Origin of the sequence: Hoyosella altamirensis (assembly GCF_014191505.1) — a bacterium.
Classification (GTDB): Bacteria; Actinomycetota; Actinomycetes; order Mycobacteriales; family Mycobacteriaceae; genus Hoyosella; species Hoyosella altamirensis.
In genome coordinates this window covers 189,555-209,496 of sequence record NZ_JACHWS010000002.1, presented here as the reverse complement: position 1 = coordinate 209,496, position 19,942 = coordinate 189,555, and the positions used below count along the sequence as shown (strand labels likewise).

17 protein-coding genes and 1 rRNA gene are annotated in these 19,942 nt (G+C 62.2%); 4 read left to right on the top strand and 14 right to left on the bottom strand.

The window, feature by feature from the left end:
* Nucleotides 1–56 precede the first annotated feature (56 nt).
* From FHU29_RS09760 to FHU29_RS09735, 6 genes are all read right to left on the bottom strand, one after another.
* The gene (locus tag FHU29_RS09760) at nt 57–1,469 is read right to left on the bottom strand and encodes a hypothetical protein (protein ID WP_064441004.1); all 1,413 of its coding nucleotides are present in this window, start codon (nt 1,467–1,469) and stop codon (nt 57–59) included.
* 26 nt (nt 1,470–1,495) lie between these two features.
* A complete protein-coding gene (locus tag FHU29_RS09755; protein ID WP_064441089.1) occupies nt 1,496–3,733 on the bottom strand; it encodes an AAA family ATPase in 2,238 nt (745 codons plus the stop codon).
* Nucleotides 3,734–3,845: 112 nt separating this feature from the next.
* Nucleotides 3,846–4,748 carry a CDP-alcohol phosphatidyltransferase family protein gene (locus FHU29_RS09750; RefSeq protein WP_064441003.1) on the bottom strand — a complete coding sequence of 301 codons (903 nt, stop codon included), beginning with the start codon at nt 4,746–4,748 and terminating at the stop codon, nt 3,846–3,848.
* 40 nt (nt 4,749–4,788) lie between these two features.
* A complete protein-coding gene (locus FHU29_RS09745; RefSeq protein ID WP_064441002.1) occupies nt 4,789–5,502 on the bottom strand; it encodes a phosphatidylserine decarboxylase in 714 nt (237 codons plus the stop codon).
* 105 nt (nt 5,503–5,607) lie between these two features.
* Entirely contained in the window at nt 5,608–6,810 is a 1,203-nt protein-coding gene (gene moeA / locus FHU29_RS09740) for a molybdopterin molybdotransferase MoeA (RefSeq protein ID WP_064441001.1), read from the bottom strand.
* Nucleotides 6,752–7,279: a DUF1707 SHOCT-like domain-containing protein gene (locus tag FHU29_RS09735; RefSeq protein WP_064441000.1), complete on the bottom strand. Its 528-nt coding sequence runs from the start codon at nt 7,277–7,279 to the stop codon at nt 6,752–6,754. The genes moeA and FHU29_RS09735 overlap by 59 nt, the downstream gene beginning before the upstream one ends.
* A 90-nt stretch (nt 7,280–7,369) precedes the next feature.
* Between FHU29_RS09735 and FHU29_RS09730 the strand changes: the two genes are divergently transcribed.
* Nucleotides 7,370–7,888, top strand: coding sequence for a PadR family transcriptional regulator (locus FHU29_RS09730; protein WP_064440999.1), 519 nt, complete (start codon nt 7,370–7,372; stop codon nt 7,886–7,888).
* Between the two features lie 42 nt (nt 7,889–7,930).
* On the opposite strand, the gene FHU29_RS09725 is transcribed toward FHU29_RS09730, so the two are convergent.
* Both FHU29_RS09725 and FHU29_RS09720 read right to left on the bottom strand, forming a co-directional pair.
* Nucleotides 7,931–8,902 (bottom strand): NAD-dependent epimerase/dehydratase family protein, encoded by a 972-nt coding sequence (locus FHU29_RS09725; RefSeq protein ID WP_064440998.1) that lies wholly within the window; start codon nt 8,900–8,902, stop codon nt 7,931–7,933.
* A 276-nt stretch (nt 8,903–9,178) separates the two neighbouring features.
* Nucleotides 9,179–10,096: a pseudouridine synthase gene (locus FHU29_RS09720; protein ID WP_064440997.1), complete on the bottom strand. Its 918-nt coding sequence runs from the start codon at nt 10,094–10,096 to the stop codon at nt 9,179–9,181.
* Nucleotides 10,097–10,404: 308 nt separating this feature from the next.
* On the opposite strand from FHU29_RS09720, the gene groL reads away from it, so the two are divergent.
* Nucleotides 10,405–12,030, top strand: a complete 1,626-nt coding sequence (gene groL, locus FHU29_RS09715; RefSeq protein WP_064440996.1) for a chaperonin GroEL — start codon at nt 10,405–10,407, stop codon at nt 12,028–12,030.
* Between the two features lie 63 nt (nt 12,031–12,093).
* Here groL and FHU29_RS09710 read toward each other — a convergent pair whose 3' ends face one another.
* The 3 genes from FHU29_RS09710 to FHU29_RS09700 are packed head-to-tail and all read right to left on the bottom strand — an operon-like array spanning nt 12,094 to nt 14,644.
* Complete coding sequence (locus FHU29_RS09710; protein WP_064440995.1) at nt 12,094–13,089, bottom strand: PstS family phosphate ABC transporter substrate-binding protein; 996 nt, start codon at nt 13,087–13,089, stop codon at nt 12,094–12,096.
* Nucleotides 13,082–13,396, bottom strand: coding sequence for a hypothetical protein (locus FHU29_RS09705; protein WP_064440994.1), 315 nt, complete (start codon nt 13,394–13,396; stop codon nt 13,082–13,084). The genes FHU29_RS09710 and FHU29_RS09705 overlap by 8 nt, the downstream gene beginning before the upstream one ends.
* A gap of 12 nt (nt 13,397–13,408) precedes the next feature.
* On the bottom strand, nt 13,409–14,644 hold the full coding sequence (locus tag FHU29_RS09700) for a Na/Pi symporter (protein WP_064440993.1): 1,236 nt from the start codon (nt 14,642–14,644) through the stop codon (nt 13,409–13,411).
* 95 nt (nt 14,645–14,739) lie between these two features.
* Here FHU29_RS09700 and FHU29_RS09695 point away from each other — a divergent pair, with 95 nt between their 5' ends.
* Nucleotides 14,740–15,003: a hypothetical protein gene (locus tag FHU29_RS09695; RefSeq protein ID WP_064440992.1), complete on the top strand. Its 264-nt coding sequence runs from the start codon at nt 14,740–14,742 to the stop codon at nt 15,001–15,003.
* 134 nt (nt 15,004–15,137) lie between these two features.
* Here FHU29_RS09695 and FHU29_RS09690 read toward each other — a convergent pair whose 3' ends face one another.
* From FHU29_RS09690 to FHU29_RS09680, 3 genes are all read right to left on the bottom strand, one after another.
* On the bottom strand, nt 15,138–15,596 hold the full coding sequence (locus tag FHU29_RS09690; protein WP_064440991.1) for a PaaI family thioesterase: 459 nt from the start codon (nt 15,594–15,596) through the stop codon (nt 15,138–15,140).
* Nucleotides 15,593–16,873, bottom strand: coding sequence for an acyl-CoA dehydrogenase family protein (locus FHU29_RS09685; RefSeq protein ID WP_064440990.1), 1,281 nt, complete (start codon nt 16,871–16,873; stop codon nt 15,593–15,595). The genes FHU29_RS09690 and FHU29_RS09685 overlap by 4 nt, the downstream gene beginning before the upstream one ends.
* Before the next feature lie 122 nt (nt 16,874–16,995).
* Nucleotides 16,996–17,649: a TetR/AcrR family transcriptional regulator gene (locus FHU29_RS09680; RefSeq protein WP_064440989.1), complete on the bottom strand. Its 654-nt coding sequence runs from the start codon at nt 17,647–17,649 to the stop codon at nt 16,996–16,998.
* A gap of 577 nt (nt 17,650–18,226) precedes the next feature.
* On the opposite strand from FHU29_RS09680, the gene FHU29_RS09675 reads away from it, so the two are divergent.
* Nucleotides 18,227–19,748: ribosomal RNA gene (locus tag FHU29_RS09675) — 16S ribosomal RNA — on the top strand.
* The last annotated feature ends 194 nt before the right edge of the window (nt 19,749–19,942 follow it).

Sequence of the window (19,942 nt, the reverse complement as noted above, 5' to 3'; positions counted from 1 at the left end):
GGGTCGTGGGCACGAGCGCCCTGGGCGGGATGCGTTCTCATCTTAGGGCCTAACGATCAACGAGAAGTTAACCATCGGCGACGAGCCAGGCGGTACGCACTGTAACCCACCGTGAGAACACCCACACCGCACAGCCCAATGAGACTCACTGCCAGGATCGAGCCTGAGCCTTCGGGTATCACGGCCCACCAGGAGTGCGGCACCTCGACCGCGCTCGCAGAGAGGGGCGTTGCGGGGACAGCTCCGCTGGAGGGGCTGGCACCGAACAAAGCGCCGTAGGTCTGCGCGGTGAGCGGAACGCCGAGCGCCAGTACGGTGGCAGCGGGCCCCGCACCTGGCAGACACACACCGATCGCGAAGCCGCCCCCCACCGCAAGCAGGACGAGTTGGAGCAGTACAGCGAACGCGGTTCCGTCGGCGATGAGCCCGATTACGGGGACCGCCGCGAGAAACAGGAGTCCGTTGACGGCGTGATAGCCGCGGTGGCGCTGCGTGACACCAGCAGCGACCGCGGCGGCGAACAGGGCGGCGGGAATCAGCAGCATCCACTGGGTGCCTATGCGAGGGGCCTCAGACACGACCGGCAGGGCAGCTGCAGCGAACGCGGACGTGACGAGGATAAGCGCGCCAGACCAAGGGCTGTCCTGCAGTCCAAGCCACATCGCGGCGATCCAAGTCGCAATGAACAGCAATCCGATTACCGCTGCCGCGGCGGTGAAGCGTCCAAGCGGCGGCCAGAAAAGAGCGGTACGTGCGAGCACGTCGACGCCAAGAACCTGCAGTGATGTGAGCGCTCCAGCGATGAACACGAGACCCGGCACGGAGCGCGGCATTCGCGCTCGGGACAGACTCGCTGGCGGCGGCGCGTCCATGATCATGGCAACGGTAGCGACGGCTACCGCTCCGGTAAGTATGACCCAGGTGAAGAAGGTGGCACCACCAGTCGATCCAAGGAGATAGGCGCCAGGAATGAGGCCCGACCCGGGTCGGGCAATCGCCTCAGCGAGCAGCATCGAGACCCCGAGTCCGCTCACAGCGGCGACCGCGGGTATCGCTGACGCGTGCGTCCACGCGCGCGAGAAGGCGGCGCCGAGCGCCACACCCGCGCCGATGACCAAGACGCACCGGAGAAGCAGGTATGAGTTCACCGTGACTGCGCCGAAGTAGCCAGAGCTGCCGAAGAAGGCCAGCAGCACCATTGGCACGAGTAGTCCGAAAAGTGAGATCAGCCAGGTGCGATGGCTGCGTCCAGCCACTGCCGCTGCGATCACGGCGGCCATGACACCAGCGCCTGCCGTCAGGGGCTCTCCGTACGCCAGTGCCGTGATTCCTTCGCTGTACGCGGGAGTCGTCACCGTCACTGGAATTGCGCCCGCGAGAAGCAGCACCGCGGCAGCGGGGATCAGGAAGGTCGCGAGCGCTGCGATCGGGAGCAGACTGTGGTCCGAGCGGAAGTCAGTGGCGGTCATCAGCGCCTAACGTACCTGCTGCCATCTCACTCAGCGGACCGGCGATCAGCGAACGCTTTGATGCTCGCGACTTGATCGGGATCAAGCGAGGGCCGTACTGCCTTTCTCGCTGTGGCGACGTCGTCCGCGGTGACGTCGGTCGCATCCATTGACCGTCGCATTGCCGCGAGCGCGGCTTCGCGCAAAAGTGCAGCACAATCGGCCGCCGAGTATCCGTCAAGGTTCTCGGCCAGCTCATCGAGGTTTACATCGTCGGCAAGTGGAATGGAACCACCGGCCGCGCGCAGGATCGCGGCGCGGGCATCGCTGTCCGGCGGCGGGACGAAGACGAGCCGCTCGAGCCGACCTGGCCGAAGCACCGCCGGATCAATGAGTTCGGGCCGGTTGGTCGCTCCCAGTACGACGACGTCGCGCAGCGGCTCCGTACCATCGAGTTCGGTCAGCAGTGCGGCCACTACCTTGTCGCCGACGCCCGAATCGGTGCTTTGACCGCGCCGCGGGACCAGTGCGTCGATCTCGTCGAGGAAGATGAGTGAGGGTGCGGTATTGCGGGCTCGCTGGAAGAGATCACGCACTGCTTTCTCGGACGCTCCGACCCATTTGTCCATGAGCTCGGAGCCCTTCACCGAGTGCACACTCAGCTGACCGGAGCTGGCGAGCGCGCGGACAACAAACGTCTTGCCGCACCCTGGCGGTCCGTAAAGAAGGACACCGCGCGGTGGGTCCACACCGAGTCGCTTAAACGTGTCTGGGTGCCGTAGTGGCCACAGCACAGTTTCGGTCAGGGCTTGTTTGGTTTCGACCATGTCGCCGACGTCGTCAAGTGTCAGACTTCCGATCGACAGTTCTTCGGTGCCGGAGCGGGAAAGCGGACGGATGACCTCGAGCGCACCGAGAAGATCGCGCTGTTCGATCACCCCTTCCGTGCCATCTTTACTGGCGCGGGAGGCCGCTCGAAGCGCTCCTTCCCGGCGCAGAGCCATTAAGTCCGCCGCGACGAAACCGGGCGTGCGCAGCGACACCGCCTCCAGATCGAGTTCAGCAGTGGGCACGTCGCGCAGCAAGTGATCGAGGAGCGCTCTTCGCGTCGAACTGCCGGGCAGCGCAACGGTGATTTCCCGATCGCAGAGGTCTTGGCCCCGGATCCTCCTGTCAACACCATCGGGATGCGCGGTTGTCGCGATCAGGACGACGCCTTCGTCGCTAATGGCGCGGCGGAGCCGACTGAGAATCAGGCTCGACACAGGTTCCGGGTCTGAGGGCAGCAGCGCGTCAATTTCCGTGATCAGGAGTACGCCACCGCCGCGCGCTGACTCAATAGCCTGCGACACGGTTTCCGCGCGGCTGCCGGCTTCGAGCGCGCCGGTGCCCGGCCCGTCGAGTTCGACCAACGCACGCTTCGCACACACCGCCCTGGCGAAAGTCGCTTTGCCGACTCCCGCGGGGCCGGTGACGAGAACCCCGAGACGCGGTGACGCTCCAAGCGAAGCCAGCAGTTCGGGCTCGTCGAGCGCGAGACTCAGCCAGTCTGTGAGCATGGTGACCTGTTCAGCCATGCCAACTAAGTCACCAACCGAGATTCCCTCATCGTGTTTGGGCGTCTCCGGCTGCCAGTTTGAGCGTGTTCCTGTGTCGTGCTGTTCACGCTGATGGACCGTGATCGTGCCTGCTCCGGTACCAGATGACTGCCGCGCGGCTGCATTCGAGGATTCGAACGTGCTGGAAGGCCGCGCACCTGGCTGCTGGCGGGAAGTGGTCTTGTCCCAGGACAGTGCTGAGTTCGGCTGGACACTCACTGCGCCGCCGGGGTCTGTGCTGACGACAGTCAGAAGTTCCGAGGTCCACGTGATGCCGACCGAGAGGCGCAGGGCCTGTGTCGCCGTGGAAGTGCTGGTGCCAGGCCCGAGGTCGCGAGGGAGCAGTGACACGGTGTCACCCACAGCCAGAACCTTGCCGAGGAGCGCCTGGCGCAGCGTGCCAGGGTCCAGCGAGGTGGTGGTCAAAGCGGAACCGCTCAGCACGATTCGGCGCGCGCCCTGCACAGCGATGGGGCGGACGATTACCGTTGCGTCTTCGCGGATACCGGCGTTGGACAACGTCACGTCGTCGAGTAGTGCGACCCGCGGTGCGGTTCCCTCGGGGGAGCGCGCGACGACTGCGGCGGTACTGCGCGTCCCGTACAGCCCAATCGCGTCCCATTCGCGCAGGCCCAGCGCGGACAGGACCTCAGCATGGACGCGAACAACGCCCCGGCGGGAATCCATGTGCGACGTGTTGAGCCGCGCGACCAGGGTTACTTGTGCATCCTCGGCGTGGTTCACGATCACGAGCCTAGACGAGACCCACGGTCTCTACCTGAGCGGATTTGCGTATGCGCTACCGGGCGCGTCCCCGGCCCGCCACGCGGGAGGAGCGGCCCCTCGGTTTCGATCGCCGGAGACCGAGTCTGGCTAGCGAGCGGCGCTGAGCGTTGGAACGGCGCAGCGCCCGCCGTTCCGCGGGTGGGATGTGCCACGTTTCGGGCCGTGCCGCTACCCAGCGTTTCGTATGAACCGCGTACGGGATGTGCGCGAGATAAAGGAAAACCACCGCGATCAGAAGGATGTAAGGGTAGGTCACTAGTCCGGCTGCCATCAGCGCTACGGAAATCAGTAGCGCGACCGCCATGCGCGGCGGTACTGAAACCTGCTTCATCGCCAGCGTCGGGATGCGGCTGACAATGAGCGCCGACGCGATGACCATCCAGATCACGACAAGGGGGAATGAAGACCACCAGCCCGCACCCCACTGCGCGTATGCGGCGAGCGGTGCAAGTGCGATGAGGCCACCTGCTGGAGCCGGGACCCCTACGAAGTAGTCCTTGTGATAGGCGGGCGCTTCAGTGTCGTCGATAAGTGTGTTGAACCGCGCGAGCCGGAGAACGATTGACACCGCGAAGATCAGCGCCACTACCCAGCCGAAGTTGTTTCCGGTCAGCAAAGTTACGTAGAGCACGATGGCTGGCGCGACACCGAACGAAATAGCGTCTGCCAGCGAATCAAGTTCGGCGCCGATACGCGTGGTCGCGTCGAGGAGACGCGCGATGCGTCCGTCCACGCCGTCAAGTAGCGCTGCAGCACCAATGAGCGCAATCGCGAGTCCTACGCTGCCGTCGAGCGCCATCTTGATTGCAGACAAGCCAGCACACATCGCCAGGACCGTGATAGCACTTGGGACGAGCCGGACACCGGCCGACCGGATCGGCCGGCCCTGCTCGCCGGTCATCTCGTGCTCATTCATCAGACGCCACGTTCATCCTTGACCTCACTCACCCTGTGTGTCACGGGAGTTCAGCGATCACCGTTTCCGCGCCGATGGTCCGCTGCCCTCGCTCAACGAGTACACGTGATCCAGCGGGAAGGAAGGTGTCGACACGCGAACCGAACCGGATCAGTCCGTACGTTTCACCGAGGGTGAGGACGTCACCAGGCCGTGCGTCGCAGATGATCCTCCGGGCAACAAGACCAGCGATCTGCACGACGACGATCTCACGGTCGTCAGGGGTGCGGATGATCATGCTGTTCCGCTCGTTCGCGTCGCTCGCTTCGTCTAGGTCAGCAGACATGAACCTGCCCGGCTGATGGACCACGTTGACTACGTGTCCCGCAACAGGGCAGCGCTGGACATGGACGTCCAGCACCGAAAGGAAGATGCTGACTCGCGGGAGCGGAGCAGTACCCAGTCCTAGCTCTGCGGGTGGGGTGGCGGTGTCAACGAGTGTGACTTCACCATCGGCTGCCGCCACGACGACATCGGTCCTGTTAGGCGGGACCCGATGGGGGTTGCGGAAGAAGGCGGCGTTGGCTGCGGCCAGAGTGAGGCCGCTCCTGCGGATCCAGCGCTTGTTCCGGCCGAGAGCCGCGATAGCGAGCGGTACGGCGATGAAGGGGAGTCCCGCCGGGTGGACGGGAGGGATGTGCGAGCGCACCAGGGACAGCGCGTGCCCCACTGCATTACTGGGCTGCTGCCCGGGCGGCGTCGGTCTTCGGGCCACTTTCTGTCGGCACCTCTCCAATTGGGGTATCGGGTTCAGACGTCGAGTTCTCGTGTCAGAGTACGGCACGCCTGCAGTCCCATAGTTGCGTCGAGTATGCCTTATTCAGCCCGATTCAAGGTCCCACACGGTCACAGCATCTCCAGCGTTCAGATCGGTGGACCCTTCGGGGACGTCCACGAGGCAGTTCGCTGACGCCAGCCAGCGCAGGTGGTGGGACGCCGGTGGTCCGATCGGCTTGACGGTGCCGCATACCCGGTCCAGGATGCCTCGGCGGAACTGGCGCTTTCCGGCCGGCGAGCGGACGGGTTCAGTGAGTTCCGCCTTGATAACCGGACGTGAGATGGAGGGCAGACCCATGGCCCGGCGCAGTGCGGGACGGATAAATACCTCGAACGAAACGAGCGCACTCACCGGGTTCCCTGGCAGTGTGACAATAGGCGTGTTCTCGAAGACCCCGCAGCCCTGCGGCATGCCCGGTTGCATCGCTACTTTGAGGAATTCGACGCCGTGCTGGGCCAGCGAATCCTTGACGACCTCGTACGCTCCAGCGCTCACCCCGCCTGAAGTGATGATGAGGTCAGCCTCGGGTGCGCGGTTGCGAAGAGTTTGCAGGAACTCGTCTGGATCGTCGCTGACGAAACGCAATTGCGCAGCCTCGCCGCACGCCTCGCGGACGGCGGTGGCGAGCATGATGCCGTTTGATTCGTAGATCTCGCCCCTGCGCAACGGCTGCCCGGGAGCGACGAGTTCGCTTCCCGTCGAGAGGACGATTGTTCTGATTGGTGGAATGACCGGCGCGGTGGCGTAACCGAGCGCGGAAAGTAAAGCCAGGTGCGGAGCACCGAGGACTTGCCCGCGACGCAGCGCGACCTCCCCGGCGGAAATGTCTTCACCCGCCCGGCGAACATGCTGGCCCAAGCGCGGCGCTTGGTGAATCTCGACTGATTTGGTGCCACCGTCGGTAAGTTCTACGGGTACTACCGCGTCGGCCCCGCTCGGCAGCGCCGCGCCCGTCATGATCCGGTGGGCGGTGCCCGCGTCCAGTGGGGGTCCGTCGGTACGCCCAGCGGGGATATCTTCAGCCACGCGGAGTACGACAGGTGTCTCGGTGTTCGCGGTCTCGGTGTCCGCGGAGCGCACGGCGTAACCGTCCATCGCGGAGTTGTCGAAGCCGGGGAGAGCGCGCGTGGCTACCACGTCGCGCGCTAGCACCCTCCCTGCGGCGGCGGACAGTTGAAGCTCTGTGTCAGGCCTGCTCGTAACGAGTGCGGCGATGGCGGCTTGATGATCGGTGACCGAGCGCATGCAGCCATTGTTCCCGGTAGTCGTGCGCGAGGTGCACAGCAGGGCGCGAATCAGCTGATCTTCCGCACGCGCGCCGTTCAGGACCAAAGGACCTGGCGATCAGGACTGCACCCCAAGGTCCAATTACCCACATTGGCCAGGGGTATAGCACCGAGCCCGCAAACAGTGAGGTCAACAACCAGATTCCGAGGCAGAGAAGACCCACCCCGGCCCATGTTGCCCATTCGGCACGAAGCCAGATTGGCGCGCGGCTGCCCCGTGGCGCTGCGGGGTTTGCGACAGGAGCCGGCGTCGGCAGGTCTTGCAGCACGGCTTTGATGTCGGCAGTTGTGACGGCGCGGTAGACGTGATCGACGCGATGCTCGAATTCCTCGAGCGTCAACCGTCCGTCGCTCGCATGTTTGCTGAGTGCTGTGACGGCATGTTCGCGGTCGTTGCTCGATGCGCGTACGCCGTTTGCGATGTCCATGGGTTCCTCCCGCCTCAACATTCCACTGTGGAAGGTCTATTGTTAATAGTCGACCTAGCACAATGGAATGTCAAGGGCGGAGGGAGCGACATGGCCCGCCAGATCAACTCAACGGCTGCGGCTCTGCTTGGCTTTCTTCATCAAGGCCCCATGTCGGGGTGGGACCTTGCTGCCATCGCCAACCAGCGCATCGGCGACTTCTGGACGGTCACTCGCAGTCAGGTGTATCGAGAGCTTTCGTCGATGGCCGAAGCCGGCCTCGTTTCGCGCGGTGAGGCGGGGGCTAGGGAACGCGTCCCGTATTCGATAACGGACCAGGGAAAAGCGGCCTTCCGGGAATGGATCATGCGCGAGCCCGGCAGCGACACGATTCGTGTCCCGATGCTATTGACCCTGACGTTTGGCGAGCACTTGCAGAATGCTGACATCAAGGCGATTCTCGAACGCCACCGCAAGGAGCATGAAGTACGTTTGGCCGGCTACATGAAGCAAGTAGATGTGGGTGTTGGCTCTCCCTACGGCCGCGCGACGCTGGAGTTCGGAATTCTCTACGAGAAGGCAGTGCTTGAATGGTTCGAACGGGTGCCGGGCATCCTGGCGGGCCGCTGACGTCAGCTTCCCCAAAAACGGGACACATTCATGGGAAACGACTCATGCATCTGTCCCGTTCCGTGTGAGTTTGTTTCGCTCCTCGACCTTGAAGCCGGTCGCCCGTGCTATTTCATCGAGGCCTACCACGTGATGCAGGTGCTGAAGCCCTGGCTCCAGCCGCTCGGTGAAGTCGGCGACGCTCGCGGTCACTGTCGCGGTGGCGTGTGACTGTCCGCGCCCAGAAATGTAGCTGATCGCACCGAGGTGAGTGCGTGCAAGCACAAGCCAGCGGTCAGTTGTTCGTGGCAGTGGCTTTCCGGAGGTGAGTTTCGGGGCCCACGGGAGCCGGGTAAGTAGCGCTAGGCCGCCGGTTGCGAGTCGTGAGTCGAGCATGAAGTAGCTGCGTACGGGGGTCTGGAACTCACGGCTAAGGATGTGCTGGTCTGAGAAATCCGCACGATAAACGCGGCGCCTCCCGTAGCCGGGCACCTCGACGATGACCGGCGCGCTGAAGTTCCGTACCCGCGTGCCGTGGTCAGAGAAACTGGAACCCACCAGCCGAGCGGTCCACTCCGTCGCAGCGGCTCCGTGGTGCTCGCCGGCGCCGAGCGCGACAATGATGTCGATCGGTCCGGGGCTATTCCGGTGCATTCGTGCTGCGAGCAGGTTGGTGAGGCCAGGAGCGATGCCGACGCTGACGAGAACGGGCGCCTGGAATTGTCTAGCTGAGAGGGCGCTGATGTAGCTATTGGTGGCTGTGATGTCAACGAACGCTGCGCCGGGCTCGGTGACGGCCGACGCCAGCTCGGGGTCTTCCGAACCAGTCGCATTGATGACAAGATCGGCGCCTTTTGCCGCTGCGGCTGCGGAACTGGAATCTGTGATGTCGAGGGCCGTGTCCACGCGGTCAGCGTCACGGCCTGCGGTACGGACGGAGTGACCGCGCTCGCGCAGCTGGCGTGTTACCGAAGCGCCAACCGCGCCATACCCGCCGAGTACTAGGACGTTCTTCGCGGGGGAGTGTGTCGCCACTGTGGCTCCTAAGATGAACAACGCTGTATGAGTTACCCAACTTATCCGAAGACTGGCTGATCGCGGTCTATTGCAACGTCGTGCATGGCGCTGTCGAGGAAGTCGCGGCAGGGCGCCTGGGGGAACGGGATGCGGCGGCCGCTATCACTCAAATATTGGACCGCGCGTTCGCGCCTGTGTGACCGGAAGCGCATTTCCGAGAGAAACCGTGGATTTCCTTAGGAAACAACCCGAGTAAATGTCCAGCTTCTCGAGGAAATCCTAGTCGCAGTCGCCTCACAGGCCAGTGAGGGTGCGCTCGCTGACAAACCTTCGCGCAAGCTGGGTAATTGGGTCGGTGAACGCCAGCGTCTGCGCCAGCAGTTGTAGCGGTTCTTTTGAGTAATCTGCTGGTGTGACCGTCGTGACATTCGGAAACAGATTGTCGCCGCGGATTGGAATCCCTAAAGCGTTCATGTGGACCCGAAGCTGGTGCGTGCGGCCAGTGACGGGCTGAAGACGGTAACGCCCCCACACCGCGTCGTGCTCCTCGAGGTCTATATGAGTGATGGCATTAACCTCGCCCTGGACCTCGCATGCCCGCTGTGCGTCCCGAGGTTTGACGATTCTGCTGGAGCGTGTCAGCGGGAACGTGAGATCCGGACTATGGGGTGCGATGGCAAGGTACTCCTTCGTGACACCGTGCCGCGCGAAAAGCTCCTGATATGCGCTGCGAACCCCCGCGTGAATAGTGAAGAGGAGAATCCCTGCGGTCATCCGGTCAAGTCGGTGGGCGGGAGTGAGCTCAGGGAGCCGGAACTGTCTGCGGAGCCGCACGGTTGCTGTCTCTGCGACGTGCTGGCCTCGTGGCATGGTCGCGAGGAAGTGGGGCTTGTCAGCGACAACGATATTGCAGTCCTGGTAAAGAACAGTGATATCGAACGGGACGGGGTCCTCAACCGGGAGATCGCGGTAGTAAAACAGCGTCATACCGCGCCGCAGCGACGTGTCCTCGTGAACGGGGAGCCCGCCCTGATCGACGACCTCACCGCTTGCGAGCCGCTGCGCGAACCGCTCCCAATGCGCTGGATATCTGACGCTGATCGCCTCGCCCACTGTCGTCCATGGCGAGAAGTCAGGAAAACGGATCCAGGCGGCGTCGATTCCGTCGCGGGAGGGCAGGGGTGACTGCCGACTGGGGGACCGATGGGGCATGTCACTCCATTCCTTCCTTGCGAAAAATGATCGTCACCGCAGGCAGTGCCAGCAACGGTTCAGGCTGCAGGCGTGTTCGCTCAGCGCGGATCCGACGGGCCGCCGCACCATCTTGCACTCACATGCTACGAGTGCTAAACATGGATCTGGCACTCAAGACATGAGAGTGCTAGGTCGGGACGGTGAGGCCGGGGCTGACACCCCCAGTCGTCCGTCGCGGGCACCGCGCCTGGCCAACCGCGCAGCTGGAGCGATCTGTCAAACAATCGCTCTGTGTGTCAGCCTCATACCTGGAGGATCACTACGCAATGGCCAAGATCATCGCGTTCGACGAAGAGGCACGCCGTGGCCTCGAGCGAGGGCTCAACGCTCTCGCCGACGCAGTAAAGGTGACGCTGGGACCCAAGGGTCGCAACGTCGTTCTGGAAAAGAAGTGGGGCGCCCCCACCATCACCAACGATGGCGTCTCAATCGCTAAGGAAATCGAGCTCGACGATCCGTACGAGAAGATCGGCGCTGAGCTCGTCAAGGAAGTTGCCAAGAAGACTGATGACGTCGCCGGTGACGGCACGACGACAGCCACGGTCCTGGCACAGGCGCTGGTCCGCGAGGGCCTGCGCAACGTCGCTGCTGGCGCTAACCCGATGGCGCTGAAGCGCGGCATCGAGAAGGCAGTCGAGACGATCGTTGCACGTCTCCTCGAGACCGCCAAGGAGATCGAGACCAAGGAGCAGATCGCTGCTACCGCCGGTATCTCCGCAGGCGACCCGCAGATCGGCCAACTCATCGCAGAGGCGATGGACAAGGTCGGCAAGGAAGGCGTCATCACTGTCGAAGAGGCTCAGACCTTTGGGCTGCAGCTTGAGCTCACCGAGGGTATGCGCTTCGACAAGGGCTTCGTCTCGGGCTACTTCGTGACCGACCCTGAGCGTCAGGAAGCAGTCCTCGAGGACGCCTACGTCCTCCTCGTCTCATCCAAGATCTCGACGGTCAAGGACCTCCTACCGCTGCTTGAGAAGGTCATTCAGTCGGGCAAGCCGCTCGCGATCATCGCTGAGGACGTCGAGGGTGAAGCGCTGTCGACCCTCGTCGTGAACAAGATTCGCGGAACCTTCAAGTCGGTGGCCATCAAGGCGCCTGGTTTCGGTGACCGCCGTAAGGCAATGCTGCAGGACATGGCCATCCTCACCGGCGGCCAGGTCATCAGCGAAGAGGTCGGTCTCTCGCTCGAAACCGCTGGTCTCGAGATGCTCGGACGCGCCCGCAAGGTTGTCATCACCAAGGACGAGACAACCATCGTCGAGGGTGCTGGTGATGCTGCTCAGATCGAGGGCCGCGTCAACCAGATCCGTGCCGAGATCGAGAAGTCGGACTCCGACTACGACCGCGAGAAGCTGCAGGAGCGCCTCGCCAAACTCGCCGGTGGCGTCGCAGTCATCAAGGCGGGAGCAGCGACCGAGGTTGAGCTCAAGGAGCGCAAGCACCGCATTGAGGACGCTGTCCGCAACGCGAAGGCAGCTGTCGAGGAGGGCATCGTCGCCGGTGGTGGCGTCGCACTTCTGCAGGCATCGCCTGCTCTCGACGACCTGCAGCTCGAGGGCGACCAGGCAACTGGCGCGAACATCGTTCGCGTGGCGCTCGAAGCTCCGCTGAAGCAGATCGCGTTCAACGCGGGCCTCGAGCCTGGCGTCGTCGCGGAGAAGGTTCGCAACCTCCCCACCGGTCACGGTCTGAACGCTGACTCGGGCGATTACGAGGACCTCCTCGCTGCCGGCATCAACGACCCGGTGAAGGTCACCCGCTCGGCGCTGCAGAACGCAGCATCGATTGCGGCACTGTTCCTGACCACCGAGGCTGTCGTCGCCGACAAGCCAGAGAAGAACGCGGCTCCGGCCGGCGATCCGACGGGCGGCATGGGCGGCATGGACTTCTGATCCAGCCAAACCTGAAAGCCCGGTGCATCTCAGATGCACCGGGCTTTCGTCACATTCTGACCCTCATCTTTCCTGCAGAGTCTCCATAATTGGCCGCGCGGTGAACGGGTCACCGCCGAACATTGTGCCCGTGATGCGGTCGTCGAACCGCTGCTGTACGAGCGGATATGCGTCCGCTGGGAGCGCGTAGAAGAACACGCGCGGCAGCATCCCCCGTACCGTTCTGAGGTAGTACTCAACGAAGTCAGCGACGGCCGCGTCCTCTGCCGCCGATGCCGATACGTAGATGAAGAGTGGACGCGTGAAGGGTTGATAGGTCCCATCCTGGGCGTTGCTCCGACTCGGTGCTACACCCTCCACTGACACATTCGCGATGCGGTCGCGGTACTCCTCGTCGGCCGCCAGGTAGTTTCCGGCGCCCATGAATCCGAGGCTGTTTTCATCTTCGGCGATCCAGCGTGCAAGTTCCGCCATGTCGTCGGTGGCTCGGTAGTCGCTTCTGATTGAGCCAGCTTCTCCGACGGCGAAGTGCGTGAAGTAGTCGAATGTTCCCGAACCGTCAGGGCGCCCGTACAGGCTGATCGCTTCTGCAGGCCAGTCTGGGCGAATGTCGCTCCAGCGCGTGATCCCCGAATCTGGTGACCAAATTCGCTTCAGTTCATCGAGCGTCAGATCCTGAGCGAAGTCGTTCGCTTCGTTGCGCACCAAGCTGAGCGCGTCGAGGCCGATCGGAAGCTCGATGTACTCGACTCCGTTCTCGGCGCACATCGCAACGTAATCTGTCCGCTGGCCAGGCCCCGGGATTGCTTCAGAGGCGTTGTTGATCGGAGTTTCACCGTTGCAGAAGCGAGCAAATCCGTCTGTCGTGCCTTCCGGCGTGACTGCCACATCGAAGCGACCGTCCCGCGCAATCGCTTCAGTTATTGGTGCGACGGTCGACGATCCGGATACCTCGATCGGCGCCGCCGCTTCTGAACTGCTGCATCCCGGCGTGACGAGGAGCGCGAGCGCTGCGACTGAAACCACAGGAAGCGCCCGCTGAGTGAGAAGGTTACCCACGGTCGTTCTCTCCTTCGTGCCGTGCTGTGATCCCGGTCGAGCGGGCCTGGCTGGCGGACTCCCGGGAGAGCAACTGGCTCAGCACGTCTTCGAAGAAGGCGCGAACCTCGCTCCATTGGACCCGTGCGTTCGCCATGTGCTCGTCGAGCTTGTCGATTTCTGCATGCTGAGCTGCGAACTCACGACGGCTATGGAGTTCACGGCGCAGCCGGACGACCGTCGCTTCGGCTTCCTCGAGCAGCTGCTCGAGCTCACGGTCAAGGTCGGCCCCGCTGCGCCCGCTAGCGAAATCCTGGTTGTCAGTCATTTGTTTCTCCGGTCAGAAGAGGACGGTGAGGGCGATCAGGGCGAGTGGTACTAGGACGAACACGCCGAGCACCCAGGTGGCTGCATAGAGCTTGTTTTCCGTGGCCATTCCAGCAAGCCAGCTTGCGCCCCGCAGCGGCACGACGCGCAGGAACGGAAGCCCGAAGATCAGTGTTGTCGCGAATAGGTTGAATAGCAGGTGCACGTACGCGGCTTGTAGCGCGAGGGAGGCCTCGATCCCGGTGAACCCGAAAGCAGCAATGAGTGCGGTCACCGTTGTGCCGATGTTCGCGCCGATTGTGAAGGGATAGATCTGGCGCAGTGAGAACTGTCCAGAGCCGGCCAGGGGTACTGCCAGGCTGGTGGTCGTTGAGGAGGACTGCACCATCACCGTTACTACCGCGCCAGACGTGATGCCGGTGAGAGGACCGCGGCCGATGGCCGTATGCAGTACCTCAGCGGCCTTGCCCACCATCAGGACCTTCAGCAGTTTTCCGATGAAGCTGATGACGAACAGGATCAGGGCGATGCCGATGAAGATCAGCGAAATGCCGTACCACGGGTCGGGGAGCGGCCCAGCGGCCCACTTCACGGCATCTGCGCCGGGTGTGGTTACCGCCTTGACGAACTCGCCCAGACCGCCGAAGACTGTCGCGAAGATACCTCCGTCAGTGCCCGAGGTCTGGTCGGCCAGCCAGGCGGAAGACCGTGCAAGGACACCGAACATCAACTCGAGTGGCAGGAAGATTGCCACCGCAATCAGGTTGAAGAAGTCGTGGATGGTGGCCGCGGCGAAAGCGCGTTTGAAACCCTCTTTGTCGCGCACCATGCCCAGGCTGACCAGTGTGTTCGTCAGTGTTGTACCGATATTGGCGCCCATCAGTACCGGAATCGCGATTTCGAGGGGCAAGCCGCCGGCGACCAAGCCGACCGTGATTGACGTCGTTGTGGAGGACGATTGGGTGGCTGCGGTCGCTAGTACACCGATCATCAGTGCGATGAACGGGTTGGACGCGAACTGGAACAGCTGGCCAGCCTGATCGCCCGTCGCTGCCTTGAAGCCCGCCCCGATCAGACTCACTGCGGTGATGAGTACGTAGACGCCAGCGACGACGCCGAGCCAGTTCGCGTACTTCTGCGCCTGGCCACTCAGCGGCAGAAAATCCAGTGGACCGCGAATTCGAGACGGTGGCCGGGAGGCTTCACTGGCGACGGTCGCAGACGTGCCCCCTCTTGGCGGGTTGGACATCTGTGCTCCATTCCGGATGACTAATAGGCGAATAACACCACGAGTCGATCACCGGAAGCCGTGCGCAGTCCCACGGGGAGGTAGCGCAAAGGTGAATGGTTGATGTAGAGCATGAGTTGTCCGTAGATCGGCGTGTCTACCTGGAGGCCCCGCACCGCAACCTGCTGAATTTAAGCTGGCTGGATAACGTCGCCTGGTCTCACGATGCCGTCGTAGCAGCGGCGGCAAAAGGCGAGTCGGCAGAATCTTTCAACGCGTTCGGGCTCATCAAAGACCGCTCGGAGTGCGGGGTTACGCGCGCATTTGCGCGGCACCGACGATGGTTCGGCAGCCGCGTCAGCATCGAAGGCGCAGGCTAGGCGGGAGGACGACGGTGCCATTGGATGACGGGCCGGGAGGCGATCAGGAACTGATTCGCCGGATCGACGCGAGCCCTGAATCCGATGAACGTGGCCTCGCCATCGGGCCACTGCTGGGGCCTGACTGAGTTTGGCTACGTTCCGTGCTTACGCAACTGATAGATCCCGTGGGTGGTAGCGACTACCTGCCCACTGGTGTCGGTGAGTTCGGCATCTAGTTCGAAGTCTGCTTTGCCATTCGCTTCGGCCGCCTCAGCAACTGTCTCGACGATGTCAGTTGGGAGCACGGTTGTCGCACGAATCGTCGTGGTGGCCGGACGACGGAAACGGATTCGCACATCCTTCACGATGGGGTAGAAGTTCGCGCTGTCGAATGTCGGCAAACAGATTGCACCGCCGAGCACCTCAGCGACGGTGAACAGCACTCCAGCGTAGATGGTCCCGATATGGTTCGTGTTGCCGTCAACCGGGACTTCACCGACGACACGGCCTTTCTCGAGCTCGACAATCCTTACGCCCATGCGGTGCGCTGGCGGCAGCATGTGCTCGATCCCGGCGTTGGCCATCATGAGATAGGGAGGTTCGTCACTCATTTACCTAGCAATCCCTTCGCGACGTGGGTGATTTGGACTTCGTTGCTGCCCGCGTAGATCATCAGCGACTTAGCGTCGCGCGCGAGCTGTTCGACTCGGTACTCCGACATGTATCCGTTGCCACCGAAGAGTTGTACGGCGTCCATAGCCACTTCAGTGGCGGTTTCAGAGGCGTACCATTTCATTGCCGATGCTTCCGCCAAGGAGGGCATCTTGCCTGCTCGTCCCATTTCGATGCCCTGGAAAACCATGTTCTGGACGTTGACGCGCGCCACCTCCATCTTCGCGAGTTTGAGCTGAATCAGCTGCAGATCGGCTATTGGTGTGCCCCAAAGCTTTCTGTCCTTCGCATACTCGATGCACAGGCGCCGACACTCATTGATGACGCCGAGGGCCATTGCGGCTACGCCCATCCTCTCTACGACGAAGCCCTCCTTCGCGCTTTGGCGGCCGTCCCCGCCTTCGTGGTTCTCGGTTTCGCCGAGAAGGCGGTCGCGGCCGAGGCGGACGTTGTCGAAGAACAGTTCACCGGTGGGGGAGGAGTGGAGACCCATCTTGCGCATTGGCCGGGATTGGGTGAAACCCTCCATCCCTTTGTCGAGCACGAATGTCAGTACCTTACGGTCGCGCGGCGGAGTGCCGTCCTTCTCATCTAGCTTCGCGTAGACGATCACGGTGTCGGCATAGGGTCCGTTCGTGATGAAGGTTTTCTGGCCGTTGAGCAGGTAGTCGTCACCGTCACGTTTGACGGTGGTTTTCATGCCACCGAACGCATCGGAACCAGAATCGGGTTCGGTGAGCGCCCAGGCGGCGACCTTCTCCATGGTGACGAGTGGGGGGAGCCACCGTTCCTTCTGTTCGAGCGTGCCCCGTGCCTGGATGGTTGCGGCTCCCAAGCCAAGGCTGACGCCCATGGCGGCGAACATCCCCATGCTTACGCCGCAAAGCTCGCTGCACAGAATCGCGCCGAGCGATTCTTGTCCTCCTCCAAAACCGGCCGAACTTCGCCGTTCGCCGGACTTCTTGTTGGCGTCCTTGTCGGGTGGGGCTTCGCCCGCTGCGACAGCTGCCTCTCGTGCCCGCTGTTTGTCGAGCATCTTTGTCACAGTCTCACGAGCCATCACGTCGATGCCGAAAGACGTGAAGAGTTTCCTCAGCAGGTCGTACGGCGGCATGTCGCCGTGCTCGAGTTCGTCTACGTGCGGGCGGACCTCTTTGTTGATGAACTCGCGGATAGCATCGCGCATCATGAGGTCGGTTTCGGACCACTCAATCATGTGATTCTCCGTTGAATCGGCGCGTTCACTGGGTGTACGCGCGACGTCGCCATCGAGCCCCCATTGAAGTGAGGACGGCTGTCATCAATCTATTTGTGATCGTAAGGGCCGTCAATCAGAAGTTAAGAAGTTGGGCGTCGCGGTGCGTAGGAATTGAGGATGAGGATGACGCAGTGATCGGTGAGTTCGTCACGGGTGACGCGCAACGTGCCCGCGAGCCACGCAGAGAACAGGGCGCCGAGAGATCCGGTGAGTCCAAGGGCGGTCATCGCCCGGGAGGTGCGGCTCGGCCGATCGGTTCCGGCGGGGAACTGGGCGCGCATCAATTTTGTGATTGTCGGCCCGAACGTCACGCCCACGCCGGTCAGCGCCTTCTCAGCGAGTGGCTCGACGAGCAAAAGCCTGCCCTTGCGGGGATCATCGATGGCGAACGAAAGGAACGCATTGACGATCGTGCGCGCTCGAGTTTCGAGTGAATCATCGGGAAGGCTCGAGATGGAGTCCCGGAGAAGAGTGAGAGCTTCTACGGCCACTTCGTCGAATGTTGTAACGACAAGATCGTCGCGGCCGTTGAAGTTCTCGTAGAAGTATCGATCCGTCAGGCCGGCTTTGCGGCAGACCGACCGGACCGTGACCGCCGTGCAGCCCTCGTCTCCGATTAGAGAGAGCGCGGCTTCCATCAGATTCCGCCTGCGCTCGGCCCGACGTTCCTCAAGTGTGGTGCCAGCCCAAACTTTTCGCTCTGATCCTTTTGGTGAATCGTCCGGGGCAGCCATATACACCTTTCCGATGCGCCTGCGTGAAGACAGTCTAGTGCGGGTGCGGGTTTCTACACTCGCTCTCGGCGTCGGTCAGGGTGCCGCACAGCGAGGGTGGGCGTGCCCGTTGCGGCGTGCGGGTGGTGCCCCGACGTAAGACAGGCAAGCTCCCTACCAGCGCATTTGTTTTTCCGTTTGCATGTGTGTAACTTTCTTGGAGCCAGCGGATGCGGAGAGAAACTTCCCCCAGCCGAAGGCAGTCCCTCAAAGCACACCGACTCACTCAAACAAGGTCCCTTCGCGGAACTTGCGGGAGCGAATCAGCGCTGCTAGGGTGGACGATCGTGCCCTGAGGGGGTCTGGACTGTTTGGTTTGGGTCTTGGGGTGTGTTGTTTGAGAACTCAACAGTGTTTTGGTTTTTGTTTGATGGTGCCGGGATTGATGGCAGTCCTTTGGTGCTGTTGTTTGGATGCCTGATTCAGATCCCTAGTCGGGGTTGGGTGTCTGTTTTTTGTTTTTTTTGCCAGTTTTTGGCTCTGTTTTTCTGATCGTGCTCTGGTGCTCCTTTGTGGGGTGTTGGGGTGTGTTTGGTTTTTAACGGAGAGTTTGATCCTGGCTCAGGACGAACGCTGGCGGCGTGCTTAACACATGCAAGTCGAACGGTAAGGCCTTTCGGGGTACACGAGTGGCGAACGGGTGAGTAACACGTGGGTGATCTGTCTTGCACTCTGGGATAAGCCCGGGAAACTGGGTCTAATACCGGATAGGACCTGCTCCTGCATGGGGGTGGGTGGAAAGCGCTATGTAGCGGTGTGAGGTGGGCCCGCGGCCTATCAGCTTGTTGGTGGGGTAATGGCCTACCAAGGCGGTGACGGGTAGCCGGCCTGAGAGGGCGACCGGCCACACTGGGACTGAGACACGGCCCAGACTCCTACGGGAGGCAGCAGTGGGGAATATTGCACAATGGGCGCAAGCCTGATGCAGCGACGCCGCGTGGGGGATGACGGCCTTCGGGTTGTAAACCTCTTTCAGCGCCGACGAAGCGAGAGTGACGGTAGGCGCAGAAGAAGCACCGGCCAACTACGTGCCAGCAGCCGCGGTAATACGTAGGGTGCGAGCGTTGTCCGGAATTACTGGGCGTAAAGAGCTCGTAGGTGGTTTGTCGCGTTGTCTGTGAAAACCTACTGCTTAACAGTGGGCGTGCAGGCGATACGGGCAGGCTGGAGTACTGCAGGGGAGACTGGAATTCCTGGTGTAGCGGTGAAATGCGCAGATATCAGGAGGAACACCGGTGGCGAAGGCGGGTCTCTGGGCAGTAACTGACGCTGAGGAGCGAAAGCGTGGGGAGCGAACAGGATTAGATACCCTGGTAGTCCACGCCGTAAACGGTGGGTACTAGGTGTGGGTTCCTTCCACGGGATCCGTGCCGTAGCTAACGCATTAAGTACCCCGCCTGGGGAGTACGGCCGCAAGGCTAAAACTCAAAGGAATTGACGGGGGCCCGCACAAGCGGCGGAGCATGTGGATTAATTCGATGCAACGCGAAGAACCTTACCTGGGTTTGACATGCACTAGACGCGTCCAGAGATGGGCGTTCCCTTGTGGCTGGTGTGCAGGTGGTGCATGGCTGTCGTCAGCTCGTGTCGTGAGATGTTGGGTTAAGTCCCGCAACGAGCGCAACCCTTGTCTCATGTTGCCAGCACGTAATGGTGGGGACTCGTGAGAGACTGCCGGGGTCAACTCGGAGGAAGGTGGGGATGACGTCAAGTCATCATGCCCCTTATGTCCAGGGCTTCACACATGCTACAATGGCTGGTACAGAGGGTTGCGATGCCGTGAGGTGGAGCGAATCCCTTAAAGCCGGTCTCAGTTCGGATCGGGGTCTGCAACTCGGCCCCGTGAAGTCGGAGTCGCTAGTAATCGCAGATCAGCAACGCTGCGGTGAATACGTTCCCGGGCCTTGTACACACCGCCCGTCACGTCATGAAAGTCGGTAACACCCGAAGCCCATGGCCCAACCCCTTGTGGGAGGGAGTGGTCGAAGGTGGGATCGGCGATTGGGACGAAGTCGTAACAAGGTAGCCGTACCGGAAGGTGCGGCTGGATCACCTCCTTTCTAAGGAGCTTTGCTCTTAGAGATAATTATTGCGGCCTGGCTTGCGTGACCGTTCGTGTCACGGGCTGTGGGCCGTGCCGGGTGGACATCATCAAACAATTTCTCCGCTGTGTGCGGGGTGCTGGAACACTGTTGGGGTTCTGAGGCAGCATGCCTGGTCTCTCCTGTTGTGGGGGGATTGTGTGGGTGTGGTG